This window comes from Treponema bryantii (genome assembly GCF_900111035.1).
Lineage (GTDB): Bacteria > Spirochaetota > Spirochaetia > Treponematales > Treponemataceae > Treponema_D > Treponema_D bryantii_C.
This window is the reverse complement of record NZ_FOFU01000001.1, coordinates 411,815-438,702: the sequence shown is the minus strand read 5'-3', so window position 1 is coordinate 438,702 and position 26,888 is coordinate 411,815. Positions and strand designations below refer to the sequence as shown.

Annotated in this window: 22 protein-coding genes; 3 read left to right on the top strand and 19 right to left on the bottom strand. The window is 37.8% G+C overall.

The window, feature by feature from the left end; genetic code table 11:
• Positions 1-6: 6 nt before the first annotated feature.
• From BMY21_RS01940 to alr, 10 genes are all read right to left on the bottom strand, one after another.
• A complete protein-coding gene (locus BMY21_RS01940) occupies positions 7-1,869 on the bottom strand; it encodes an ABC transporter ATP-binding protein (protein ID WP_074640372.1) in 1,863 nt (620 codons plus the stop codon).
• Complete coding sequence (locus BMY21_RS01935; RefSeq protein WP_074640370.1) at positions 1,859-3,688, bottom strand: ABC transporter ATP-binding protein; 1,830 nt, start codon at positions 3,686-3,688, stop codon at positions 1,859-1,861. Before BMY21_RS01935 ends, BMY21_RS01940 begins: the two co-directional genes overlap by 11 nt.
• 47 nt (positions 3,689-3,735) lie before the next feature.
• Positions 3,736-5,568 (bottom strand): ABC transporter ATP-binding protein, encoded by a 1,833-nt coding sequence (locus BMY21_RS01930; protein WP_074640369.1) that lies wholly within the window; start codon positions 5,566-5,568, stop codon positions 3,736-3,738.
• A 3-nt stretch (positions 5,569-5,571) separates the two neighbouring features.
• Positions 5,572-7,365 carry an ABC transporter ATP-binding protein gene (locus tag BMY21_RS01925; protein ID WP_074640367.1) on the bottom strand — a complete coding sequence of 598 codons (1,794 nt, stop codon included), beginning with the start codon at positions 7,363-7,365 and terminating at the stop codon, positions 5,572-5,574.
• Between the two features lie 98 nt (positions 7,366-7,463).
• Positions 7,464-8,210 carry a sensor histidine kinase gene (locus BMY21_RS01920; RefSeq protein WP_083379634.1) on the bottom strand — a complete coding sequence of 249 codons (747 nt, stop codon included), beginning with the start codon at positions 8,208-8,210 and terminating at the stop codon, positions 7,464-7,466.
• 14 nt (positions 8,211-8,224) lie between these two features.
• Entirely contained in the window at positions 8,225-8,731 is a 507-nt protein-coding gene (locus BMY21_RS01915) for a hypothetical protein (protein WP_074640366.1), read from the bottom strand.
• A 61-nt stretch (positions 8,732-8,792) separates the two neighbouring features.
• Positions 8,793-9,503, bottom strand: a complete 711-nt coding sequence (locus BMY21_RS01910; protein WP_074640364.1) for a LytR/AlgR family response regulator transcription factor — start codon at positions 9,501-9,503, stop codon at positions 8,793-8,795.
• Positions 9,503-10,603, bottom strand: a complete 1,101-nt coding sequence (gene trpS / locus BMY21_RS01905) for a tryptophan--tRNA ligase (protein ID WP_074640363.1) — start codon at positions 10,601-10,603, stop codon at positions 9,503-9,505. The genes BMY21_RS01910 and trpS overlap by 1 nt, the downstream gene beginning before the upstream one ends.
• An 86-nt stretch (positions 10,604-10,689) precedes the next feature.
• Positions 10,690-12,030 carry a bifunctional folylpolyglutamate synthase/dihydrofolate synthase gene (locus BMY21_RS01900; RefSeq protein ID WP_074640361.1) on the bottom strand — a complete coding sequence of 447 codons (1,341 nt, stop codon included), beginning with the start codon at positions 12,028-12,030 and terminating at the stop codon, positions 10,690-10,692.
• A gap of 66 nt (positions 12,031-12,096) precedes the next feature.
• Positions 12,097-13,245 (bottom strand): alanine racemase, encoded by a 1,149-nt coding sequence (alr, locus tag BMY21_RS01895; RefSeq protein ID WP_074640359.1) that lies wholly within the window; start codon positions 13,243-13,245, stop codon positions 12,097-12,099.
• Between the two features lie 137 nt (positions 13,246-13,382).
• On the opposite strand from alr, the gene BMY21_RS01890 reads away from it, so the two are divergent.
• Both BMY21_RS01890 and thrC read left to right on the top strand, forming a co-directional pair.
• A complete protein-coding gene (locus tag BMY21_RS01890) occupies positions 13,383-14,348 on the top strand; it encodes a hypothetical protein (protein ID WP_074640358.1) in 966 nt (321 codons plus the stop codon).
• An 18-nt stretch (positions 14,349-14,366) separates the two neighbouring features.
• The gene (gene thrC / locus BMY21_RS01885; RefSeq protein WP_074640356.1) at positions 14,367-15,779 is read left to right on the top strand and encodes a threonine synthase; all 1,413 of its coding nucleotides are present in this window, start codon (positions 14,367-14,369) and stop codon (positions 15,777-15,779) included.
• 51 nt (positions 15,780-15,830) lie between these two features.
• Here the strand turns inward: thrC and BMY21_RS01880 are convergent, their stop codons facing one another.
• The 5 genes from BMY21_RS01880 to BMY21_RS01860 form a co-directional block, all read right to left on the bottom strand.
• Positions 15,831-16,541 carry a zinc ribbon domain-containing protein gene (locus BMY21_RS01880; RefSeq protein ID WP_074640355.1) on the bottom strand — a complete coding sequence of 237 codons (711 nt, stop codon included), beginning with the start codon at positions 16,539-16,541 and terminating at the stop codon, positions 15,831-15,833.
• A gap of 150 nt (positions 16,542-16,691) precedes the next feature.
• A complete protein-coding gene (cmk, locus tag BMY21_RS01875; RefSeq protein WP_074640353.1) occupies positions 16,692-17,240 on the bottom strand; it encodes a (d)CMP kinase in 549 nt (182 codons plus the stop codon).
• Between the two features lie 115 nt (positions 17,241-17,355).
• On the bottom strand, positions 17,356-18,222 hold the full coding sequence (locus BMY21_RS01870; protein WP_074640351.1) for a YicC/YloC family endoribonuclease: 867 nt from the start codon (positions 18,220-18,222) through the stop codon (positions 17,356-17,358).
• 1 nt (position 18,223) lies between these two features.
• Positions 18,224-19,756 carry a UDP-N-acetylmuramate--L-alanine ligase gene (murC, locus tag BMY21_RS01865; protein WP_074640350.1) on the bottom strand — a complete coding sequence of 511 codons (1,533 nt, stop codon included), beginning with the start codon at positions 19,754-19,756 and terminating at the stop codon, positions 18,224-18,226.
• A 19-nt stretch (positions 19,757-19,775) separates the two neighbouring features.
• Positions 19,776-20,804, bottom strand: a complete 1,029-nt coding sequence (locus BMY21_RS01860; protein ID WP_074640348.1) for a hypothetical protein — start codon at positions 20,802-20,804, stop codon at positions 19,776-19,778.
• Between the two features lie 121 nt (positions 20,805-20,925).
• Between BMY21_RS01860 and BMY21_RS01855 the strand changes: the two genes are divergently transcribed.
• Positions 20,926-22,302, top strand: coding sequence for a GGDEF domain-containing protein (locus tag BMY21_RS01855; protein ID WP_074640347.1), 1,377 nt, complete (start codon positions 20,926-20,928; stop codon positions 22,300-22,302).
• A 109-nt stretch (positions 22,303-22,411) separates the two neighbouring features.
• On the opposite strand, the gene BMY21_RS01850 is transcribed toward BMY21_RS01855, so the two are convergent.
• The 4 genes from BMY21_RS01850 to BMY21_RS01835 all read right to left on the bottom strand — a co-directional run bounded on the left by BMY21_RS01850 (position 22,412) and on the right by BMY21_RS01835 (position 26,722).
• Complete coding sequence (locus tag BMY21_RS01850) at positions 22,412-22,927, bottom strand: rod-binding protein (protein WP_074640345.1); 516 nt, start codon at positions 22,925-22,927, stop codon at positions 22,412-22,414.
• Between the two features lie 6 nt (positions 22,928-22,933).
• On the bottom strand, positions 22,934-23,728 hold the full coding sequence (gene flgG / locus BMY21_RS01845; RefSeq protein WP_074640343.1) for a flagellar basal-body rod protein FlgG: 795 nt from the start codon (positions 23,726-23,728) through the stop codon (positions 22,934-22,936).
• Positions 23,729-23,739: 11 nt separating this feature from the next.
• Positions 23,740-24,537, bottom strand: coding sequence for a flagellar basal-body rod protein FlgF (gene flgF / locus BMY21_RS01840; protein ID WP_074640341.1), 798 nt, complete (start codon positions 24,535-24,537; stop codon positions 23,740-23,742).
• Between the two features lie 109 nt (positions 24,538-24,646).
• On the bottom strand, positions 24,647-26,722 hold the full coding sequence (locus BMY21_RS01835; protein ID WP_074640340.1) for a SpoIIE family protein phosphatase: 2,076 nt from the start codon (positions 26,720-26,722) through the stop codon (positions 24,647-24,649).
• Positions 26,723-26,888: the final 166 nt, after the last annotated feature.

The following is a 26,888-nucleotide window of genomic DNA, read 5'->3' as shown; positions in this document are numbered from 1 at the left end:
ACAGTACTACGCATAATACTGCGCCTGTGCATTCCAGAGTTCGCTGTAAAGACCGCCGTTTGACATCAGCTTATCGTGACTGCCCTGTTCTACAATCTGGCCTTCATCAAAAACTAAGATGTTGTCACAGAAACGGCAGCTCGACATACGATGTGAAATGTAAATTGAAGTTTTTCCTTCCACCATTTTGTCAAAGCTCTGATAGATTTCATATTCAGCGACAGGGTCTAATGCACTTGTCGGTTCATCCATTATTACAAATGGAGCATCCTTATAGAGCGTTCGGGCAATAGCAATTTTTTGAGCCTCACCACCTGAAATCTCAACCCCATTTTCATCTTCATATTGATACAATGGTGTATCAAGTCCTTTTTCAAGTTTTTCAAAACGTTCTTTAAAACCTGCCTGCTCAAGACATTTAATTGCCCGTTCCCGATTATACTCAATTCCCGAAGCAACATTTTCTCCAAGTGGAAAACTGAAAAGATTGAAATCCTGAAAAACAACAGCAAAAAGCTTTGCATATTCTTCATAATCATAATAGCGGATATCCACACCATTGAGTAAAATCTGTCCTTCAGTTGGTTCGTACAAACGGCACAGAAGTTTAATAAAAGTTGTTTTGCCAGCTCCATTCTTGCCCACTACTGCATTTTTTGAACCAAGAGTTATCTTTTGATTTACATGACGCAGTGCATATTTTTCTGTATTAGCATAACGGAAGGAAACATTTCGGAATTCAATTTCGAATTTATTATCATCTCTTTTTTCAGTAGGAATTGTTCCGTCATAACGTTTATTCTTTATTTCCATGTAATCATAAAAGAAGGCAAGATAACGGCTTTCCATTTTTATCTGAACAAAATTATTAGAAATACCGGTAATGCTTTCTACCAGCCTTGTATAACTTGAAACATACATTAAACATTTACCGGCACTTATCAATGAGAACACTGCCTTTAATCCCACGTATGAATAACTTACAAACTGCATAAAAGCCTGGGAAAGAAACGGAATAAACGAAATCTTAATATCTTTGTTTATCCAGGCAACCCCTTCTTTTTCCAGATTATCATTTGTTTCCTGAACTTTTTTAATCATCAGCTTCTGCATCTTATAAAGACGGATATACTTTCCAATTGAATAATTAAAAATCAAATCAAACCAGTAACTGAAATATCGGTTATAAGAAACATTCTTTTCAAAAAACTGCATCTGAAGAAGAGAGGATTTCTTATTAGTCTCATAAGAAACAAATACATGAATAGCAAGTACAAGAATCATAATAAAAATGCTGTACCATTGATTCAGAAAAACACATAAGCTGCTTAAGCCTGCAGTTTCTTCAAGCACTTTTGGAATAAATAATGGAATCAGCAGAACTACGGAATAAACTATGGTAGTCAGTTTTTCAATAATTCCTGCAAGATTGTCACAGAATGATCTTATATCGCCTGTAGTTGTTATTCCATCTTTTGCTTTTTTGAGCGTATCAAGAGTTTCATGTTTCTCGAGAATATCAAAATCAAATTCCATTGTTTTGTCGGTAAGCATTTTATTGATTTTTTGAGTAAGCTCATGTTTTTTTACCCAGTTGATTCCTTCAAGTCTCCAGCGAATCAAAACTAAAAGGGAATCTAATCCTATCATAATCAGAACGTTTCTAAAAATTGAATCAAAAGAATCCAGGCGTAAAAGTCCATCCAGTATTAAACTTGAAAAATAAATCTGTATGAAAGGCTGTGCAGCTGCCATCATTTTTACTATGAGAAGAAAAGTTATATAACCGGGAATCAGTTTATGAGTGAGGCTTAAAACTTTTCTGACAGTTCGTCGAGCTGATTCTTTATTTGACTGCTTATTGTTCATTTCTTTCCTCCACATCCTCAACGTAATAGTGACTCTGAATATCAAAAATCTCTTTGTATTTTCCAGCTTTTTTCATAAGTTCTTCATGACTGCCTTCTTCTAAAATCTGGCCGTCATCCAGAAACAGAATTCTGTCGCAGAACTTTGTACTAGCTAATCTGTGAGAAATAAATACGGCGGTCTTATTATCTGCCATCTGATTGTATTCCTCATAAATACGGCTTTCTGCAATCGGATCTAAAGCTGAGGTTGGTTCATCAAGAATAAGGACAGTTCCATTTTTATATATTGCCTTGGCAAGAAGAAGTTTCTGTGTTTCACCGCCGGAAAATAAAACTCCATCTTTATCAAGAGTTTGAGTAATGAAAGATTCTTCTTTTTGGGGAAGGCTTTGTACTTTTTCATACAATCCAGCTTCCTTAAGACATTTATTCATTCGCTCTCTGTCAACTTCTGCTAATTCACATCCGCCAATATTTTCTGCAACAGAAATTGCAATTGGAGTTGTATCCTGGAAAAGTACGCTTATCATTTCCTGATATTTCTCTATTCCAATTTCATTTATGTTTTTTCCATCAATCAAAATCTCACCGCTTGTAGGAAGATAAAGTGCGCACAAAAGTTTTACTATTGTTGTTTTTCCAGCGCCATTATTTCCAACCAGAGCTATTTTTTCATTTGCACGGATTTTGAAATTTACATTTTTCAAGACCGGCTTTTCACTGCCCTCATATATAAAACTTACATTTCGGAATTCAATCTCCGGCGGAACCTTATCAGTAGATATTGTGCTTGTGGTTTCCGAATGCTCAAAAACATCCTTTTGTGCCATAAACTCGTGGTAATCATTAAATTGATGACTTGCATCACGAAGATTTGCAAAGTCCATAGAAACTTCATAAATCCATTGAGAAAAACTTGCTACAATTCCTATATAGATTGTAAACTGCGCTGCATCTATCTGGCCGCTCAAAACCTTATGAATCAAAAGTGTATAGGCAAGCCAGTCACGGGCAATATTAAAAGCTGTATCAGAAAGTGTCGGATAATACCATTTTAACTGATACTTGGAGCGGAAGTTTTTATAGGTTGTAATAAGCGAATCAAAATGAAAATCAAAAACCTTTTTTAGACTGAAGATTCGAATATCTTTTCCAGCGCTTACATTCATACTGTTAAGCTCCATATACCGCATCTTTCTCCAAGGTTCTGAAAAGGATTCGCGGTTATCGTCGCCAAACTTTACTGCGTGATTACGAATCAGAATATCTGTAAAAAACATTCCGAACATTACAAGCAGTATTTTCCAGTCGAGCATAAAAATAACAGTACCATAACTGAAAATGCCTAGCACAACAACAAGAAGTTCAAGCGACAAGGTTGAAACAAGTTCTGCCCCCTGATAGTTTCCGTCTACTCCCTGAACGCCCTTACCCATAATCTTCTGTTTAGGCTGTGGTTCGATATTAAGATAATCAGTATTTATTGCTTTCTTTATAAAATTAAACATAAATACACTGATGCGGGTGTAAGTGTGTTTCATCTGCATTTTTTTCTCGCATAAAAGCTTAACTCCAGAAAAAATACACATAAATAAAACTGCAATTCCAATGTAAGCCATAAAGGTCTGTACCTTTCCACTTGTAATTCCTTTTATAGCCATTGCTGGAATAAGAGTATTTATAAACGGCAGAGAAACTGCCATAACCAGATACACAAGCACAAGAGGAATTGCTGCCGGGTATCTTTTAAACATTGCTTTATACACAATAAAGGCATTCTGAATAATATTATTTCGTTTAGTTTTTTGTTTTTCCATAAATAATCCCTAATTCTACATTTCTACAATCATCTGAAACTCATGCATTACGCATAATACTGAGCCTGTGCGTTCCAGAGTTCCTTATAAAGTCCTTCCTGCTTTACAAGCTCATCATGATTTCCGCTCTGAACAATCTGTCCTTCATCAAAAACCAGAATGTTATCGCAGAAACGGCAGCTCGACATGCGGTGGCTGATATAAATAGAAGTCTTGTTCTGAACCATTTCATCAAAGTGACGGTAGATTTCATACTCGCTGACAGGGTCTAACGCTGAGGTTGGTTCATCAAGAATTACAAGCGGAGAATCCTTATAAAGAGCACGCGCGATAGCAAGCTTCTGAGCTTCTCCACCAGAGATTTCCACACCTTCATCCTCCTGCTGGTAGATGTTTGTGTGAATACCCTTTTCCATTTTTGATAGTCGGTCCCCAAAACCAGCCCGTTCAATACAATCCAGAACTTTTACTTCATCATAACTTGTACCTGAAGCAACATTTTCTGCAATTGAAAATGAGAACAGATTAAAATCTTGAAATACTACACTGAACAGACTTGCATAATCCTTATAATCGTAATAACGGATATCAACACCATTCAATAAAATCTCACCTTCTGTCGGCTCGTACAGGCGGCACAGAAGTTTTATAAATGTGGTTTTTCCAGCTCCATTAGGACCAACAACTGCAGTCTTAGTTCCAATTCTGATTTTCTGATTCAAATGCTTAATTACATACTTATCAGTATTTGCATATCGGAAGGAAACATCACGGAATTCGATTTCAAATTCATTATCATCACGTTTCTCTGTAGGAATAGTTCCTTCATACTGCTTGTTTTTGATTTCCATAAAATCATAAAAGAATGATAGATATTCTGACCTTATGCTGATTTCAATGTACGCATAAAAAATGCTTGAGACACTGTCTACAAGATTGGAATATGCCTTAATATATTTAAGTGCACTACCAATAGAAATCAATCCAAAAATCGCTTTTAGACCAACATAAAGATAACTGGTCATCTGCATAATGCAGTTTATAATAAAAAACGGAATCTGCATTTTGTTTACTTTTTTTACAAGATTTGTAATGCCGCTTTCCAGAAAATCCAGAATCTTCTTCATCTTTGCTTCAACAAGCGACTGCATTTTATAAAGGCGAACATACTTTCCGGTAGCATAATCAAAAACCAGACTGTAAAAATATCCGTATTCACGATTTACTCTTATATTCCTCTGAAATAAATCAGCCTGCATTTTACCTTCTTTTCTTTTTGTAAATGAAGAGACTGTTACAGATAAAATCAGCATAAAAGCCAGAATTATAAAGCTATACCATTTATTCAAGAATTCCGGCAAGAATCCTGCAGGAACAGATGCCCTTGAAATAAAAAGCGGAATCAACAAAGCGATACTGTAAATAATTGAAAGTGCGTGTTCAATAAAGCCTGAAAGCTGGCTGCAGAAACTTGAAAAATCTCCACGGGCATTCATTCCGTCTTCAGCTTTTTTTACAATATCCAGAGTTTCTCGTTTTTCCAGAATATCATAATCAATCATGAAAGACTTTTCACAAATCATCTGATCTATTTTTTCAGAAATTACAGCTCCATTTACTTTGATTATATGCTCAAGCCCCCAGTGACTTAAGGAACAGGCTGCCTGTAATGCAAGCATTCTGAGCGCATTTATCAATATCGCTTCAAAAGGCTGATGCTGAACAAGCTGATCAAGAATAATACTTCCAAATACAACAGGTACAAATTTCCAGGTAGCACTTATGATTGTTGAAATCACGATAAGAGTTATATGACCAGGCTGTAAACGATGAGTCAGTTTTAAAACCTTACTGATTGTTGATTTCTTATTATTTTTCATAAACTATGCCTCCTCTTTGTAGTACTGGCTCTGAATGTCAAACATTTCTTTATACTTGCCGCCCTTTGCCATAAGTTCTTCATGAGTACCAAACTCAGCGATTTTTCCATTATCCAGAAACATTATTCGGTCGCAGAATTTTGTACTTGCCAGTCTGTGAGAAATGAAAATTGCAGTTTTTCCACCGGCAAAATTATTGTATTCTTCATAAATCTTACTTTCTGCAATCGGATCCAGAGCAGAAGTCGGTTCATCCAGAATTAAAAAACTTCCGTTTTTATAAATTGCTTTTGCAAGCAGAAGTTTTTGAGTTTCTCCTCCAGAAAGCAGAATTCCTTTTTCAGAAAAAGTCTGTGTTATATAAGTTTTTTCTTTATCTGGTAAGCTTTCAATTTTTTCTATCAGGCCCGATTTTTTCAAACTGTCCTGTAGTTTTTCTGCATCACCTTGCCCAGCTTCAAGCCCGGTAATGTTTTCTTCAATTGTGAAAGCTAATGGATTTGTATCCTGAAACAAAACACTGATTTTATCCTGATAAGCATCAAGTCCAATTTCATCAATTGATTTTCCATCAACAAGAATGCTTCCAGAAGTCTGATTGTAAAGGCCACATAACAGTTTTACGATTGTGGTTTTACCAGAACCGTTATTTCCCACAAGAGCAATTTTTTCACCAGCTTTTATTGAAAAACTTAAACCATCGATTGTTGATTTTTCACAATCAGGATATGTAAAGCTGACATTACGAAACTCTATTTCTGGAGCTTTATTATTTGAAGTACATGCAGTAACCACTTTTCTTTCTCTATCAGGAAGATTCATAAAATCATGAAAATCATTAAATTCATGACTAGCTTTTCTAAGCGAATTAAAACGTTCAGAAAGTGAATAAATCCAGTTTGTAAAACCGTTTATAATTCCAAGATAAAGCGTAAAGGTAGCAATATCCATCTGGCCCTCAAGTACCTTTTTAATCAGGATTACATAGGCAAGAGCATCGCGGCAAAAGTTAAAGCCAGTAGCAGAAACAGTTGGAATGTACCATCGAAGCTGCAGTTTCTTTTCCAGTTTCTGACGGGCAACTACAACCTCGCATAAAAGCTCATGGAACCATTTTCCAAGCTGATAGATTCTTATATCTTTTCCTGCACTTACATTAAGACTCTTTGTTTTGATGTAGTTTTTCTTTCTCCAGATTTCACTGCTTTCTTCTCTTTTTGCATCACTGTATTTAATTGCATGAGTTCTTAAGGCAACATCACAAACAAACATTACAAGAGTTATGACAAGAATTTTCCAGTCCAGTAAAAGTACAGCACTTCCATAAGTCAGGATTCCGAAAAAAAGAATAGTAAGCTCTGTTGTCTGAATCATCAGATGTTCAACACCAATCCAGTTTGAACTTAACGATGTTGCTGCTTTTCCCATAATCTTCTGTTTTTTTTGAGGTTCAATATTTTCGTAATCAGTTGTCAGATTTTTATGGGAAAATTCTGCTGTATAACCTCCAAGTCTAGTATAAGTACGCTGAACTTGAACAAATGTTTCCATAAGATTTGAACTGGCATTAATGATACAATAAACAAATATTGTTACGACTATCATAATCACAAAGTTTTTTACATCACCTTGTGAAATTGCTTTTATTGCAAGAGACGGAATAAGGGTTGTAATAAAGGGTCTTGCGATTCTGAAAATCAAAAAAACTGGAACAAGTATCCATGCAGAGGGATATCTTTTGAACCATGCCTTTAAGGCAATACTGATATTCTTTAGCACAGAGTTTTTTTTGCTCATAGTTCACCTCGAAACTTAAGATGTGTACACGTTAACATATTTTTATATAAAGGATTTAAGGTGTTCACGAAATGCAAAAAAAAGGACACGAAGTGTAATTAAAGAGGCAGCATGACTTCCGTTGCAAAAACGCCAGGTTCATTCTTGCGGTTTACGTAACCGGCATACTTTTCGGCTATTTTATCAATGCGGCGAAGACCAAAACCGTGTTCGCCCAATTTACTGGTCACAAGTTCCGAAACGCGGCGGCGTTTACTCTCATTAGTAGAATTAGTCACAGAAATATAAAGCTGACTCTTAAACAGTCCAATGTATACACGGATAAATCGAGGAGCAGCAGGTCCGTCCCCTTCTAAAGCCCCTTTCATTTTCTCGCAGGCTTCAATAGCATTATCCATAAGGTTTCCAACAATTGCGCACAAATGCACGTCTGAAACCTTAAGTTCAGAAGGAACTTTGGCCGTACAGTTTACTTCGATATTGTTTTTACGTGCAATCGAAACCTTACTGCTTAAAATAGCATCCAGGCCGACATTACCCGTTCGGATCGCAATATCAATAGTATCTAAGTCTTTTTCGAGATTGTCTAAATAATCAGACATTTCTTCAGTCTTACCCATAGCCATCATAGCTTTAATAGACTGAATATGATTATGATAGTCGTGGCGCCAGGCCCGCATAGTCTGGTAGATATTCTGCACCTCATCGCGCTGCTTTTTAAGCACCGAATCCTGAAACTTTTCCAGACGATGTTCAAAACACCGCCTGATAATCAGAACCGTGCAAACAACAGAGACGCAAATAGAGGCTCCACTAATCAACAGATACTTTATTAAATCATTCATAATTTCAGAATTATTTATTCCTGAGTTTTTTCGATTTCTTCAGGCTTTCCCAATTTCGAAGCCCCGGTGATTCTTATAAAAATCGGAATAAAAATTACAATCAGTACATAACCTGCAACAAGGCTGACTAATAAAGAAGCTCCAAACATTGCTCCCAAAGAAATTGAGGCCCCCTGTGCAACTGCCTGTTTCCAGGCAATAAATACCATCACAAAAGTGATAATTGGAGTATAGGCACAATCTGATAAAAAGGATTCTACAAGATGTGTACTGAGCTTACCATGTTTTAAGCCAAACTTTTTATCAAGAAAAACCGAAATCTTATGCATAGGATAAATTCTGCCAATTATGCAGCTGATTACAAAACTGATAAGCCAATTAATAAGCAAGCCTTTCCATGTAAAATGTCCGGAAAGTAAAAGTCCTGTAAGGGAAAGAAAAAAGCTCAGGGTAATTCCCATTAAGAGCATCATTCGAATACCGATTTTTTTAATTTGTTTATTTAATTCCTGTTCTGTCATGAAAGCAATTATACAATATAATTAATAAAAATTGTAAAAAACTTTCATAAAATTGTAAAAATTAATTATTCTTAAAGAAACTGATAAATGCTTCGTTGAGTTCTTTGTAAACACCACGGGCTACAGGAAGCACTTCTTCGTTATCCAGCATGCAATCAGTTCGGGTAATCCGCGTCACATGAGAAAGATTTACCAGAAGCCCGCGGCGCAAACAGAAAAAGCTCCTTCCATCAAAAGCAAGAGAAGTTTCGCTAAAACTTGCCTTCCACTCCCGTTCAAAACCTTTTCCTTTCAGATAAACATAGTGACCACGAGCTTCAATATAGATGATTTTATCAAAATTGATTCTCTCTACATCTGCCCCCTGGCCAAGCACAAAATAATCTTCAGCTTTTTTCTGACGTTCTGCACGAACTGTATCAAGCAGAGCGTTCAATACCTCAGCTTTGACAGGCTTTAAGATATATCTGACTGCCCCAACCTCATAACCTTCAATTGCATAGTCAGGAACACCGGTTATAAAAATGATTACAGCATCACAGCCACGGGCGCGGAGCTTTTTTGCAAGTTCCATACCGTTCATATTTTTCATCTGAATATCAAAAATCAGAACATCGTATGGGGCTTTATCTTCGCTTTCAAAAAGGAATTGTTCTGCAGAAATATAGGTATCAAGTTCTAGCGGGCAGCCCGCACCGGCCGCCCACTGAGTAACTAGAGAACTTTCGAAATCTAAAACAACTTTTTCGTCTTCGCAGATTGCAATTCGCATTATATTTTCATGTTCATTACGTTTCTAACTTCCTCGAGAGTCTTAATACCAATCTCGCGGGCTTTAGCTGCACCGTCGAGAAGTACTTTTCTGATGTACTCTGGATCTTTCTCGAGTCTTGCACGTTCCTGGCGTAATGGACGGAGTTTTTCGTTCAAAGCTTCTGTAAGAGTGTTCTTGAGCATTCCGCCGCCGCCGTCACCAATACGGGCTGCAATAGCAGTTGGCTCTTCACCAGTACAAAGGCTGATAAGCATAAGAAGGTTTGCAACTTCAGGGCGTTTTACAGGATCATAAGTAATATTGCGGTCCTGGTCCGTCTTTGCCTTTTTAATGAGCTTTGCAGTTTCATCTTCTGTTGCAGAAAGCATTACAGCATTTCCACGGCTCTTAGACATCTTCTGGCTTCCGTCCAATCCAAGAATCATTGGAGTCTTAGAAAGCAAAGCCTGTGGCTCTGGGAATACAGGTTCTTTACCCATATCAGTACAGAACTTCTTGTTGAAGCGGCTTGCAATTGTACGTGTCATTTCAAGGTGTGGAAGCTGGTCTTTTCCAACAGGAACTACATTTCCCTTGCAGAAAAGAATATCGCATGCCTGATGAACAGGATATGTATACATTCCGGCATTTACATTTTTAAGGCCGGCAGATTCAATTTCTTCTTTTACAGTCGGGTTACGGCTGAGTTCGGCATTTGAAACCAATGTAAGGAACGGAATCATAAGCTGGTTACACTCAGGCACGTAGCTATGAGGATAAATAATTACATCCTGCTTTTCAGGATTGATTCCGGCAGCAAGATAGTCGATTACAAGCTGCTTTGTATTCTGGCTGATTTTATCAAATGCATCGTGGTCTGTAAGAACCTGATAGTCTGCAATAAGAATCATTGTTGGAACGCCCATATTTGCAAGGCGAACACGGTTCTGAAGTGAACCAAAATAGTGACCAATATGTAAAAGTCCAGTAGGACGGTCACCAGTAAGTACGCGGTATTTTTTAGGATTTTTGATTAAGTCTTCTTCGATTTTGCGGCTGCGCTCCAAAGCGGCCTCAAAACTTTTGTTTATGTCTGTGTACTGAATTTCTTCACTCATTTTTAAACCTCATCATTATTATATATAGAAACAAGCCCTTTTTCAATAAAGACATTCTTTAATTGAGAACTTCACTCTAGCCATCACTAGCCGTGCAGGAACTCTTTAACTTCCGAAACAAGATAGAATGAACCGGTAACCAGAAGAATATTTCCGTTAGCGGCTGATTCTTCAAAGGCCTTTTTAATCATCATCTTGTAATCTGCATCTGCGGTAAACTTGACTTCAGCATTTGTAAAAGCTTCGATTTCGCCTGCGAGGTTAGATTCCTTGCGTTCACCAGGTCTTGTAACATAAACATGTTCAAAACGATATCGGAACAGCATTGAAATGTCTTTTACATCTTTATCAGCAGCGCAGGCAAAAAGCAGAGACACCTTTTTTTCACCAAACAGTTTATTCAGAGTATCAATAGTAAGGCGGATACTGTTAAGAGTATGTGCACCGTCTAGAATTACGGCAGGAATCTCAGTATAGCCTTTTACATTTTCAAGAATTTCAAAACGGCCCGGCAGCTTTGCTTTTGCAATACCGCGCTCAATTATACCTTCATCAAGATTTGGAAGAAGTTTTTTGATTGCAACTGCAGCCATTGCGGCATTCTGTGCCTGCATTTTACCAAGCAGCTGCATCTGAGTTTCGATAGGACGATTGAAAAGTTCACTTTCAAAATGAACAGTCATTCGTTTGTTATTTTCATTAAAATGATAGAAAGAGCCTGTTATAAAATCATCAACAAAATAGTATGGCGCATGTCGAGTAATTGCTTTTTCACGAAGAACGATTTTTACAGATTCAGTCTGCTGAGGAGAAATAATTACCGGCGTACAGTTTTTAATAATGCCCGCCTTTTCTGCGGCAATCTTTTCCAGGGTATCACCAAGGAACTCCGTGTGTTCAAGTTCAATCGGAGTAATACAACAGAGCTTTGGACGAATGACATTAGTTGCATCAAGACGTCCACCAAGTCCGACTTCAAAAACAGACCAGTCTACTTCTGCATTTCGGAAACAGAGGAATGCATAAAGTGTGACAAGTTCAAACCAGGTAAGAGGACGCTCTGCAGGAAGATTCTCCGGAATTATGGAATCGATATTCGGCATCAGTTCCTTTACAGTCTTTTCATAAATCTCTTCAGAGAAAAAGCCTGTTGGAGTGCAGATACGTTCGCGGAAATCTGTTATGTGGGGTGAAGTATAAAGTCCAACCTTATAGCCGGCTTCATCAAGAATGCAGGAAATAAGGCGTGAAACAGAGCCTTTTCCTTTAGAGCCTGCTACATGAACACAAGGTGCATAATCCTGCGGGTTATCAAAGCGCTTACAGAGGTAATCGATGGTGTCGAGCCAGAAGATTTCTTTTTTTGGAGTATGTTCAAAATTCAGGTAGTCATTCAACCATTCCTGAAACACGTCTATTGCATTCACGGGGTGTATTATAATCTGTTTGATTAAGAATGTCATTAAGGGTTGATTTAAATTTTCATCTAACCCTTATTTTATTTCCCGTCTAACCCGCTTACTCAATGCAGTTAAAACTTCATACGAAATTGTATGTCCAAGTTTTGCAAGGTCTTCGGCGGTATTTAATGCTCCGCTTTCTGCAGGGCCAAAAATTACTGCAGTATCAAAAACCTTAACATCAGGATTATCTTTTCCAATTTCAACCATACACTGATCCATACAGATTCGGCCGCGGACAGGATAGTTTTTTCCATTGATTGTAACTTCCAGACCTGGAGAAAAACGGCGGAGTAAACCATCAGCATAACCAATCGGAAGTACTGCAATATCAGTTTCTTTGTCTGCAACCCAGGTTCTTCCATATGAAACTGACTTTCCGGCAGGGAATCTTCTGATTGCGACAACCTTAGTTTCAAGGGAAAGCACAGGCTTTATATCAAAATGGCGGCCTGTTTTCTCAAGATATTCCTTTGTGATTTCATCAGGATAGTAACCGTATGTAATAATTCCAGGACGAACCATATCAAACTGCATGTCTTCATCATTTAAAAGTGCTGCACTGGCTCCGCAGGAACAGATTCCAGGTTCAATTCCCTTTTCTTTTACTCCGGCAACTGCAGCCTTAAAAGCTGCAAACTGTTCTTTTGTAAACTCAATGTTTTCGGAACTCAGACTGTCTGAAACTGCAAAATGAGTACACATTCCACCAAGTTTAAGGCCACAAGACTCAATCAGAACAGCCTGCTCGCCTGCTTCTTCGGGATAGCAGCCAATACGGCCCATTCCGGTATCAACAGCAAGATGAACCTTATAATCAGAATATCCTTCACGTTTTGCAGTATCACCTATCAGCTTAATATAGTCATCTCCAAAAACAAGAGGAGTAATTTTATATTCAAAAAGAGCCGGCATTTCAGATGGAGTACAAAGACTCAAAAGCAGAATACCGCATTTTATTCCGTTATCACGAAGTTCAATTCCTTCTTCAACTGTAGCAACCGCAACAAAGGCGGCTCCAACCTTTTCTGCAATCTGTGCTGTAAGAACGGCATTATGACCATAACCATCTGCCTTAACAGCAACACAAAGTTTTACATCTTTTTTTACGTATTTTCTGATTTGATTTAGATTATATTCAAGATTATCTTTATAAATAGTAGCTTTAGTACAGCGTTCCATAGTAATTCCCACCATTATCTCTATAACGTATAATTATACAATTTATAGTAAATTTTCGGCAATATGTTATTGTAAAAAAAGGGTTTTAATAATACAATAAACTATTAATTTGAAATAAATGAGAGTGAATAAAATATATGAAAAAATCTAATTTAATTTTTACAAGCGCTTTAGTAACCTTACTTTTATCAGCCTGTGCTTCCACCCCAGAAACAACTGGCGGTGAAAAACACTCTAACCACGAAAAATCAGCTCCAAAAGCAATTATATCAGTTCAAAAATCACCAGAAGAATTATTTCTGGAATCAATTGAAGGAATAACTGTTAAAAAGGTTTCTTCTCCAAAAGAAATCACTTTAGGAAGAGCTTTTGCAGCCCCATTTGTTTTCTCTGTATCTAATGCAGATGGAACTCCTGCAGAAAACTTTAAGCTTACAGTTGAACTTCCTACAACAAAAACAGAAGGAACTATAGCTTTTGAAAAATCGGAATATATTACAGATGCAGAAGGATTGGTTTCCATTTCAGTTGCAGAAAAACCTGCCTTCACAGCAAATGTAAAAGTAAAGGCTTATCCAACTCCAGTAAGTGAAGATGCAGAACTTGCAAAAAGTCTTGAAGCCTATACAGCAACAGCAGACTGGAAAGTTAAATCTGATATTGCATCTAAGGGAGCTGTTCTTTTTGTATGGGATTTCAATGAAAAAGATCGTCCTGTAAATAACTCATATAATATTCAGGCAGAATTCCGTGGTCGTGGCATCACAATGGTAGGAAACGGTCCTGTAAACGAAACTTCATACATCGGAAAGCCAAAAACTCTTTATAAAGATACTTATGATATTATCGGCGGTAACGCTTACGGCTATTTAATTTATGGAACAATCAAATTTGAACAGCCTGTTACAGCCCTTGAAGACGGCTCTGGATATTACTGCATTCTTAAGGCAGAAATCGAAGCTGTAAACATGAAAAACGGAAATAAGATTTATTCTTCTGTTATTTCATATGAATCAAAAGGTAAAAACTGGAACGAATGCGTTTCAAAAGGAAAAGATAAACTTTCACAGCTTGTTGTAGATGACATTATTTATGGTCTGTAACAGGTAAAGGATGGACAAATGATTTATACAGATACAAGAGACAGCAGCGTTAAAGCTGATTTTAGAACTGCCGTTATGGGAGGAATGAATCAGGCAACAGGTGGACTTTACATTCCTGTAGAGTTTCCTAAGCTTGATAAGGCTCTTTTGAATAAAGATCCTGCCCCATCTTTCCGCGACGTTGCCTTTAATATGGCAAAGCCTTATGTTGAAGGCGAAATTCCGGATAACGACCTTGCAGCAATCATTGCTGATGCATATCCATTCCAGCCAAAGGTTGTTCCTGCTGATGCAATCTCTTATATCATGGAACTTTTCCACGGTCCAACCTGTGCTTTCAAAGACTTTGGTGCACGTTTTATGGCCCGCACAATGTCTTACTTCAACAGAAATGAAGACACTCCACTCCACATTTTAGTTGCAACTTCTGGTGATACAGGTTCTGCTGTAGGAAGTGCTTTCCACAATGTTCCTGGTCTTGATGTTACAATCCTTTATCCGGATGGAAAAATCTCTCCTCTTCAGGAAAAACAGCTTTCTACATTTACAGGAAACGTTCGTGCGTTGAAAGTAAAAGGTACTTTTGATGACTGTCAGAAACTTGTAAAAACAGCATTTACAGATAACGAACTTCGCGGAAAACTCCGCCTTTCTTCTGCAAACTCAATCAATATTGCACGTCTTTTGCCACAGAGCTTCTACTATATGTACTCTGCTCTTACAGTTCGCAATAGAAGCGCAATGGACAACAAGATTCAGGATCCAGCAATCATTATGGTTGTACCAAGTGGAAACTTCGGTAACCTTACTTCTGGTCTGATTGCCCGCGAAATGGGTGCTCCAATTGCTGGTTTTGTTGCCGCAACTAATACAAATAAGACTATTCCAGACTGGATTGCTACAGGCGATTACAATGCCCGCCCTTCAGTTGAAACATATGCAAATGCTATGGACGTTGGTGCTCCAAGTAATTACGAACGCATTAAGGCTATGTATACTCTCGATCAGGTTCGTGAACTCTTTGCTTCTTACTGGCTTGATAATGACGGAATTAAAGACGCAATCAAGAGCTGTAATGACAAAACCGGCTACATTATTGATCCTCACGGAGCAATCGGCTGGCAGGCTTGGGATGATATCCGCAGCGGTGCTATGGAAAAACTCATTGCAGGTGAAAAGAACGACTGGAATAAACCAGGTCTTACACCAAATGTTCCTTCATGGGGCAACGAAGTTGTTAAAAAGAACGCTGTCGGCGTAATTCTTGAAACTGCAAGTCCTGCTAAGTTCGGTTCAATCGTAACTGATGCAATCGGAAAGGAACCTCCTATGCCGGACCGTCTCGAAGCTGTTATGAGACTTCCTGACAACGCTATTCCAATGGAAAATGATTATAATCAGTTCAAAGACTGGTTAATTGCTAATCTGTAAAAAGAAAAAGGAGCTGTTAAACAGCTCCTTTTTTTATCTTAAATAAAGTTATTATTTTGTAAAGAAGTTTGTCCAAGAAGCTCTAGCCGCTGATTTAGCAGCTTTTGCCGCTTCCGCAGCATTCTGAGCAGCAGCAAAAGTATTTCTTTCAATTCTAGCTTTATGCTCATCATCAATAATTATATTAATTGCATCAGAAATCTCTTTTGCTCTACCACTATAAATCACATCTGCAATTCTCTGTAAATCATTTGCACGAGTATATTCAATTCCAACAGCACACTCTCCATATGCATTATAATACTCTACAATTTCAGAATATGCTTTATCACGTTCTTCAGATAATTTTAAAATAATTTTTCTCATTTTAAAAATTCTAAAATAAACACTATAAATAATAAAAGCTATATACACTCCTGAACAAATAACATTAACAATTTTTTCAGATTTTTCTGTATTTAATAAAGATCCAATGATGAAATATATTATAAAAGCACAAACAGTAACTATTGTAAATATCTGTTTTGTTTTTCTAGGATAGCCATTGATTTTTTGACATAAAGAATCATATTTTTGATAAGGTTCTTGATGTTGACTAAAATAATCTAAGATTTTTGTAATTTCATCTTTTGATGATACTTTTGAACTAACGCCTGTGTTTTGTGCATCAGCACGAATAACAGAACCAATTTCATGTCCACATTTTGGACAAAAATTTGTTGCATCGGAGATTTCATTCCCACAATTACTACAGAAAGCCATTTTTTTATCCTTATTTTTTATATTTTTGACAATTTTATTTAATCGAAAGCGAACGAAGTGAGTTTTCGATTAAATTTATTTTGTCAACGAATTTAATACTATAGCATTAAATTCAAAATTTTTTTTAAAGGATAAAATATTTAATTTTTTTTATTTTTCTTCAATATATTTCCGATTTTTCAGTTCATTGATTATGATTTCTACGATTTCTTCCGGTGTTTTTTCATTCACATCAATAATTAAGTCGCAGAAAGCATAATCGTTGTTGTCGATGCCGTAGAACTCTTTGTAGCGGCGGGTGTCTTCGCGGTCGCGCATGGCAGTAAAATCTTTTATCTGCTGGAGGTCGCCGCCTTCGCGATTAAATACACGGTTGGCACGGGTTTCATCACTTGCATAAAGATAAACCTTAAGATCTGCTTCCTTGAGCATCCATACAGCAAGACGGCTTCCCAATACACAAGGCTCTGCAAGTGCGAGTTCTACCTGATGTTTATCTACGTATTTGTCGTAAGAATCATCGTTTTTTGCAGCTTCAATAACTTCCGGTAAAGTCATACCTTTTTCTGCTGCCAGCTGACGGAAAGTATAGTTGATAAGTGTAACTCCAAGAGTTTTTGAGAGCAGACCGCTCACAGTAGTATTTCCGCAGCCAGATTTTCCGCTGATTGCGATACGGATTTCTTTGTTCAGTTTCAATTATAATCCTCCTTTCTGAGTCGGCAAGCACAGCTTGCCTCTGAGCCGTTCTTTCGATGAACCTAAAATGACCCGCTGTCGCAGCTCATTTTTTAACGGTTCTTCGGTTATAGGCTTATTCTACATTCTTTGACTGTTCTCTTATATTTTCCAGGCTGTCTTTAGCCGTAATAACCATTGCGCCAACTTCGGCAAACTGGTTCTTGCTTCCAATAGTATTGATTTCTCTGTTCATTTCCTGGCAGATAAAGTCCAGTCTCTTTCCAGGTGCCGGATTTTTTGCTAATTCATCGCGCATTGCAGCTATATGGCTGTTCAACCGAACGATTTCTTCATTGATTGTATATTTTACAAGCATTGCCGCAGTTTCTGTCATAATGCGGTTTTCGTCAGCCTTGTCTTCGAGAAGCTCGCGGAACTTGGTTGTAATCTGTTCCTTGAAGTATAGCTCCATTTTAGGCTGCCATTCTGTAAAGAATTTTGCACACTCTGAGAGTTTTTCTAACTTTTTCTGCAGATCAGCCTTCATATTTTCGCCTTCACGCTTACGGTCATCCATAAAACGTGTAAGGGCTGCCTCAAAAACAGGCTCAATCATTGCCTTATATTTTTCTACATCATATTTGCGGTTTACATTCAAAACGCCCGGCTGACTTATAATCAGTCCGAGAGAAACATCATCTGCAAAACCTGTAGCCTCAGCAATCTTTTTAATTGCGTTCATATATGCAACAGCAGCGTTTGTATCAGGTATTACTTCTGAATCGCTTTCGTTTTCACGTACTCTGATATAAACATCTACCTTTCCGCGAAGAACCTTTTCTGTAATCTTAGCTCTGAAATAGCTTTCCAGCGGATTCAGATATGGCGGAAGATTTATTGCAAGATCCAGAAAGCGTGAGTTTACAGATTTTATTTCAACAGAAACTGTTGCTTCCTCTGTTGATTTTTCCTCATAGGCATAGCCTGTCATTGATGTCATATTATTTACACTCCAAAATTGCTTTTCCAAGTTTCCAGTTATCGCCGGCACCCATTGTTACAAAGAGGTATCCGTCCGGATATTCAGTGCCTAGCGGTTTCTCGAGTTCTGCCTTTGCAAAATCAGCTGCATCAAGAATCTCTTCATAATAATGAACGTTCTTCTGACCGGTTGCAAGAACTGCTTCGTACAAAGTACGACCTGTAATATCAAAATCTGCAGGATTTTCACGTGCAGAACTGTAAATCTTATGCAGAATCACTTCGTCGGCTGCTGTAAAACAGCGTGCAAACTCATTCAGTAAAGCCTGAGTTCTCGAATAAGTGTGGCTCATAAAATCAATAATGATTTTGCGGCCTTTATAGAACTCGCGGTAACCTTCAAGAGTTGTCTTTACGGCAGTTGGATGGTGACCGTAATCATCAAGTACAATTACGTCAGCTCCGTTTTTATTTGTAAAGCGCCCTACTATTTCGCTGCGGCGTTTTCCACCGCTGAATTTCAACAGCCCGGCTTTAATATTTTCATAGTAATCAAGCGGATTCTTTCCGTAAGCAACAAGCAGGCGGCACACTAAAGCAACCGCCGCAGCCGCATCCAGCACCTCGTGGCGGCCCGGCATACTCAAAGCAAACTCGCCTTTTTCAGCAAATAAACCGAGAGTAAAACAATTACGTTCGTTTTCAACCTTACCGAACTTCACGGTAAAATCACCACCGCCCATAGCAACTGCCTTTTCCCCATACGGAATCGCAACTATATCTGCTCTCTTTTCAAGTGTAAGCTTTACAGACTCACACGCACCTTTATCATCTGCACAGTAAATTACCTCGCCGCCCTGTGGCAATTTGCACACAAAATCAACGAAGGCATTACGGATATCTTCGTAGGTCGGATAATAATCTTCGTGGTCACTTTCAACAGAAGTCAGAATTATCTTCTGAGGACAGAAGCTCATAAAATGACGCTGGTACTCACAGGTTTCAGCAACAAACACAGAACGTCCGGCATCTGCGGTGTTTTCAGAAGCTACAGAAGGCGCCGTATAAGTACAGGTTCCGCCAAACGAGTTAATTACACTGCCCGCAAGAACCTGACTCGGTAAATCAATCTCTTTAAGAATTGTACCTGCAAGACCAGTTGTAGAAGTTTTTCCATGGACACCGCTTACACCACATGAATAAGCACGGCTGCTGTAAGAACCAAGAGCCTGTGTGTACAAAAGACAAGGCACACCACGGCGAACCGCTTCAATCAAATCTGGATTTTTATCAAGTTTATAAGCCGAAGAATAAATTACATACTGAACATCATCTGTAATATTTTGAGCACCAAACTCTACTGCATGTAAGCCAAGTTTTTCCAGAACTTCATCCGTATAAAAACGCTCTGAAACATCAGAACCGGTAATAACAGCACCCTTATGAAACAAGATCTCAACAAGAGCCGCCATTCCAGTTCCCTTAATACCAACAAAATGTATGTGAACGCCGTGAAAATCTTCCGGCAAAGAAACAGATTCATTATTTTGCATGAAATCTATTTTATCACATTTACTTTATAATGAACACCTTATCAGCATAATCAATTTGAATTACATGATCATAAAAGAAAACATTTCCTAAATTATTTAATTTCATCAAATGAAGTTGAGAGCCTTTCACAAAACCTGAACCACGGATTGTAGAATAAGCACCTTTCATATTGTTATATGTTACCTGGCCGATTTTTATATCATCATAAGTCTGCATTACACGTGGAGTTACAGGAACTTTTCCATTATAAGCAAGACCATATTTTGAATTATCATTGATATCATAATCCTGTTTACCATCTCCAAGATTATGTCTTGGAGTAAAACAGTAATTTCCAGTATCAATCATTGCAAGTTCCTGCTGTCCTTTATAAGTAAAATTGATCAAAACTTCCTTAGCTGAAGTCTGGACAAAAGGAATTTCAGTTCCATCAAGTTTTTCATCATCCAAAATCAAATAATTATTTACAAAGTCAAAGGTAACCCGTTTATATTGCATTAAAAAATCTTCACCAAGAACGCCATCAAATGAAGGATCACTTGCAGGATCATATCTTAAAACGGTGTCCCCAATCCAGGCTTCTGCAAGCCAGTTCTCATTATAATTTTTCCATTCTTTTTTTAGATAGTTACTGAGTTCCTCATCATCCGGATGCGCATTTGAAACATCTGAATGATTTTTTCTGATATTGGCAATTACTTCTTTCATAAAATCTTCATCTGAAAGATTCATTTTTCGCAATAAGGATGTGTGATACCAGTTTCTTGTAAAACCAGTATCTACCTGCATATAAATATGATGTTCTGGATCAAAATCAATTACAGGCTTTCCAAAACACCACTGGTAATTCATAGTAAAAGGAATGCGTTTTTCGGTTCTTTCACGAGACATTTCTTCAATAGCTTTTGATGAATCAAAACTTCGTTGAGTCAACTGCTTAGTCATTTTTACAGGATTGTAACTGAGTCTTTCTGTACGACCTGTAATACCTTTACAGGAACAAAGAATACAATCTAAGAACAAAATTATCAAACTTTTTCTTTTCATATAACCTTACCTTTTTTTAATTTTTCTTATGATATTATAATATAAGTATTTTTTTCTTGAGTAAATAATATTCATAAATTATTTGTTATTTCCTAACTTATCGATTAAAATATATATCCGTATGGATTTTCAGGAATTAGTTGATATTTATTCTATGGCGGCCGCAGTTCTTTCTGTTGAAAAAACAGCTGATGGACATTGGGGTGAAATCAGAATTGTCCGTGCAAATTCACAATACAAGCAGATTATGGGCCCTAACTATCATGATGATATGCTCTATTCTGAATTGATTCCTAAAGAACATAATTTTGAAGATTTCTGTTTCCGCTGTGCAGTAAATAAGCAGCATCTTCATTCCTATGTTGATACAAAATCCATGGGAATATGGACAGATGCAACCTATATCCCGCTTTCAAAAGAATACGATACCGAAAAATTAAGTTATTTCATGTTCTATTTTGAGTTTACTAAAACTCCTGATGCAGAAAAACTTTCAAATATTTCCCTGGAAACAGCTCCTTTTGTCATTCAAACCTGCCTTAAACTTCGTGGTGCAACAAACTTTTATGAAGCGATGAATACAGTAATAGCTGATATTCAAGAGAAGACTGAATCTTTCAGCAGCTGCATAATTATGATAGATAAAGAACGCCAGAAATATGCTACGCTTTGTTCTTCCTTCAGCGATCCGAATATTAAAATGTCAGATTTCGATCCTTATCTTACACCCGAAGTTGTATTCTCCTGGGAAAAAACTTTGCAATCTACAGATTGTGTCATTGTAAAAGATGATTTTGATATGAATAATCTTGCAAAATTAAATCCTGTCTGGGTTAAAAGTCTTCGTGCTGCTGGAGTACATACCCTTATTCTAGCCCCTCTCATGCAGGGAAATAAAATGACGGGAGTTCTGTTTATCACTAACTTTAATGTAAAACAGATTGTCCAGCTTAAAGATTTTATAGAACTCACAGCCTTTTTCCTTTCTTCTGAGATTAACAATAATAATCTTATGGAACGTCTTGAATACATGAGTAATATAGATACTCTGACGGGCGTTAAAAACCGTAACTCAATGAATGCCCGCGTAGACTGGCACGTAAATAACAGTTATTCAGTAAAAACTCCGTTTGGTATTATTTTTGCAGATTTAAATGGACTAAAGCAATGCAATGATACAGGCGGTCATGAAGCTGGAGATCAGCTCTTACGCAATGCAGCCAAACTTCTTACAAAGCATTTTGGTAATTATGAAATCTACCGTTCTGGTGGAGATGAATTTGTTGTAATTGTTCAGGAATGTCATAAAGAAGAATTCGAAAAGAAGATTGTAGCCTTACGTGCAGAAAGCGGTTATGGGTCAGAAGTCTGTCTTGCAATTGGCTACGACTGGACAACTGATGGCAAAAACCTCAGAAGCTGTATGCATATTGCAGATGAAGCAATGTATGAAGATAAAAGAAACTACTACAAACAGCATCCTGATTTAGCAAGATAAATTTACAATTCCATACAAATAAAAATCCCCTGAACGCCAACGACGTCAGGGGGTAGATGTAAACAAATAATCAGAGAGGGTCTCTGAAAGCTAAGCTATGTTTAGTAAATCAGCCGACCAGTGAAAGATAAATCTGATCAGCCAGACCAAAGCCCGCATTTTTAGTCATTGAATCTGCATACTCATCATAGAGCATGTCTTCGTAAGTCTGGCGGGCAAAGTCAGACTCACCGCTCTTATGTACAGTCTTTCTCATTTCAGAAAGCATCTGTTTTACAAAATAACTTTCAAGCTGCATTGATTTTTCATACAATTCGGAAGTTCTATCAATATTCTTTTGCTGAACGTGGATATTTGCCTGATTAGCAGCGGCACCAGTGGGACGAGAATTCTTGTCTGCTTCCGAAGTATAAGTACCTGCAAAACCTGTTGTATACTCACCATTAAGACGGCCATTATCAGCAATCTGGCTTGAAGAAACAGTTCCACGGCCTTCATTCTGATTTTTGAAGCGTTCTACGAGTTCTGCAAATTTAGAAGTTTCAGCAGAAGAGCGGGCACTCTGAAGTGCGCCCTGTCCACCTGTAATTCCGCTATATGTATTAGAAACTAATCCCACGTTCATTTTTTACTACCTCTTCAAGTTTACAGCAGTACTCAGCATTGTATCCGAAGTCTGGATAGCCTTACTGTTAAACTCGTACGCACGCTGTGCAACAATCATCTGAACCATTTCGTTTACAACCGAAACGTTCGACATTTCAAGAAACTTGTGACGAACATCACCAAAACCATCGTAACCAGGGCGGCCGGCAATTGCCTCACCACTTGCTGCTGTTACTTTGAAAAGGTTGTCACCTTCTGCCTGAAGACCTACAGCGTTAGGGAATCTGTAAAGTTCAAGCTGTCCAACTTCTACAGGATCATTTTCTCCGTTGATTTTTACAGAAACAAGACCTGTCTGAGTTACGTTCAAAGTTGAAACGTCGTATCCTTCAGGAAGAATGATTTCCGGGATTACTCTAAGACCGTTGTTTGTTACAAGCTGACCAGCTGAATCTACCTTGAAAGAACCGTCGCGGGTATAAGCATAGCTTCCGTCATATTTCTGAACGCGGAAGAAACCTTCACCAACGATAGCCACATCAGTATCAACACCAGTGTTCTGGAGAGAGCCCTGATTCATAATTCTCTGAGTAGCTCCAACCTTAACACCAGTCCCCTGCTGAATTCCAACCGGAGTAACAGTATCTTCAGTTGCAGGAGTTCCTGCGAGCTTAAGATTCTGATAAACCAGGTCTTCAAACTCAACGCGCTGCTGCTTGTAACCTGTAGTATTTACATTTGAAAGATTGTTCGAAATTGCATCAATATTTGACTGCTGACCGTTCATTCCGGTAGCTGCTGTCCAAAGTGATCTTACCATTTACTTACCCCCTACTGCAGAACGGCAACTTTCTGCCAGAGTGTGCTCATCATAGAATCTTCAGACTGAATTGTTTTCTGATTAGCTTCGTAAGCACGGTTTACTTCAATCATCTGAACCATTTCATTTACAACATTTACATTGCTTGTTTCTGTATAGCCCTGAAGGAAGCGTGGACGCTCATTACCTTCTGCAATGTGAGCTGGGCCAGCAATGTCGTTTGTAGCATAAAAACTTTCGCCCATCTTTTTGAGGTAGCGCTCGTTATCAAAACGAACAACCTTAAAACGGTCAATTTCTTCACCGTTTTCTTCGTGAGCGATAATTCCATCTTCATTTACATTGAACTTATCATCTTCAACGTAGATATATCCTTTTTCACCAAGAACTGGATATCCGTCCTTAGTCTCAAGAATACCTTCTTTACCAATGAAGAAGTTTCCGTTGCGTGTATAGCGCTCTCCAAGCGGAGTATCGATTACATAAAAACCTTCTCCACTGAGAGCTGTATCTGTCTTTGTATTTGTGATTTTGAAAGAGCCCTGTGCGAAATCAATGTAGTTCTCATTTGTTTCTACACCAAGACCAAGCTTACCGATTACAGGCGCTGCATCTGCAGAACCTTCGGTTGTGTGATAAACACCGTCAAGATTTGTACGGCGGATCAGCAGTTCAGGAAAACTCTTGCTTGCAACAACGTCACGTTTGTAGCCTGTTGTATCTACATTCGCAAGATTGTTGGCAATTGCATCAAGCCTGTTCTGCTGTGCATTCATACCGGAAGCTCCGGTATACCAGCCTCGAATCATTATTTAATTCCCCCTTTTAGAATTTATTTACATCTACCTATAATTTCGGTATTTGAAAAAATTTGTTTAGGGGGAAATTTGATTTACATCAACTTTCTTCTTATATCAATTAAGGATTATACTGCAGAACAATCACAGTAAGGTCGTCCTTGACTATTGTGCCTTCAGTGAACTTGTAAAAGCGGTTAAGCACGTAATCAAGCTTACTCTTCGCACTTCCGATGCCAGCATCTTCAAAAGCTGCTGCAATACGTGCTTCTGTAAACTGTTCACCTTCCTTATTTTCAGATTCGTTGAGACAGTCTGTGTACAGGATAATACTGTCACCCTTCTGCATTTTGAATTTTAGAGCTTTGAATTCCTGTTTTAGACCGCCAAAACCTATAATTCCATTTTTTTCAACAGGTTCTTTTGGTTCAACCGGGTAACATCGTCCATTTTTTGCAGTGCGGATAAATACCTTTGGATGTCCGGCATTTATCAGTTCAACCTGATTTCCCTGAATGCGTAAAAGAACACCCGTAAGGTAATTTTCGATATCGCCCTTATCTTCAGTAATCTGTCTGTCTATTTCTGAAACAACTCTTGAGAACGGAAGATTTGCACATTCACGGAATTTTCTGTCGATAACGTTTTTGGCAAGCATTGTTACAAGACCCGAAGCAATACCATGGCCTGAAACATCAAAAAGGCCAACTCCCTGAAGTTCCTTTCCGTCATGGAAAAAATCATACAAATCACCAGAAACACCTGCTGCAGGTTTAAACTGATAGACTACATCCCAGTTTTTAAAATGCGGGAGTGACGGATTATAAAAGCTGTTCTGAACATTTGCCGCAAGCTTCAGATCGCGGTCTGCCTTTTTCTTTGCATCAATCAGCTGATTATTTGTAAGTTCCAGCTGGTTATTAGCTTCAGAAAGTTTTGAATTAGACTCCGAAAGCTCTTTTGTTCGTTCTTCAACCTTGTTTTCAAGAGTTCTATTTAATTCTTCTACCTGTCTTCTTGAATTTACAAATCTGTTTGCAAGAATAAAAAGCAGACTTACAATTACCAGCTGCCAGCCAATCGATGTAATATACGGAAAACTGTAAATCTTAAGAATATTATGAACTATGATATCAATGAGGAAGATTACTAGCAGCGGAGAAAAACCGAAAAGCAGAGTAACAGCATCCTTTTCTTTTTTTACCAGTGCTCTGATAATCACAAAGAACAGGTAAAGCATTGGAGGAATGAGCATCATAAAAGTCCAGCGCATAGAACGCAGGATTCTGTAATCAGGAGCAAAAAGAATGATTGCTACAGGCAAAATCAGGAATGCCAGTCTTATATAAGTTACAGCCTTTTTTTCTGTAGAATGTACAAAGGTTATGATAAACGAAATAACCATATAGCAGATAAAGAAAGGCAGAGAATTAGAGAAAACCTTCTGGAAGAACAAAAATGAAACCTTTGAATCAAAGGCAAACGGAAGTTCTCCATAGAAAAATACAGAAAGATAAAGTGCTGACAGAATATTTATAAAGGCAAACATTCTGTTTTCCTTTTCATTCTTGTTTTTGAAGAACAGCATAAGGTGATAAGCGGCAATAACCAGCATCAGAAACGCAAAAAACAGGTTGATTTTGCTGTTCCAGAAAGCTTCGCGGGAAGCAGCTTTGCGTGCTGTATCAACTGTACTGATAAAAGGATTTGAAACCACGGAACCTTCCGCATCTACCCAGATTTTTATGAGGATTTCGTTTTCTCCACTGTTCAAAATAGCCTGGGAAATTGTATAAAAGCGGGCTGTATTCCAGGCACTGAATTCATCTGGAGGGCATTTTCCCTCACCGCCTATATAAGAGCCGTTTACAAAAGTTTCATCTGCAATTGAAATACGGCCAAGATAAACACCAAGATTCTGATTTTTAAGCTCTTCCGGCACTGTAAAAGTCTTTTTAAGCCAGATAAAACCATACTGTTTAGGGACAAGAGTTTCGAGATTACCGAGTTTTGCATTATCAAAAGCAGTAAAATCTTCTGAACCCGCATTTTCAACAAGAGAATAAGTCCATCCTTGTGTCAGGTCAATTTTTACATCTTCTTTTTTAGCTTTACAGGATGTTAAAAATACAGCTGAAATAAAAACGAAAGTAAAGGCAGCTGCAATACATCTGATTTTTGAGAATTTTGATTTCATAAAAACCTCTGAATTATGTTATTGATAGCAGTGCATTATTTTTGATAGTATTACTATCACTAATATAGCATATAACTGAATCATAGGCAAATGCAAGCAGCCGGAATTTTAATAGAAATAATTTGCAAATACGTATTTTCAGTCTTATAATAATTTTCATAGCATA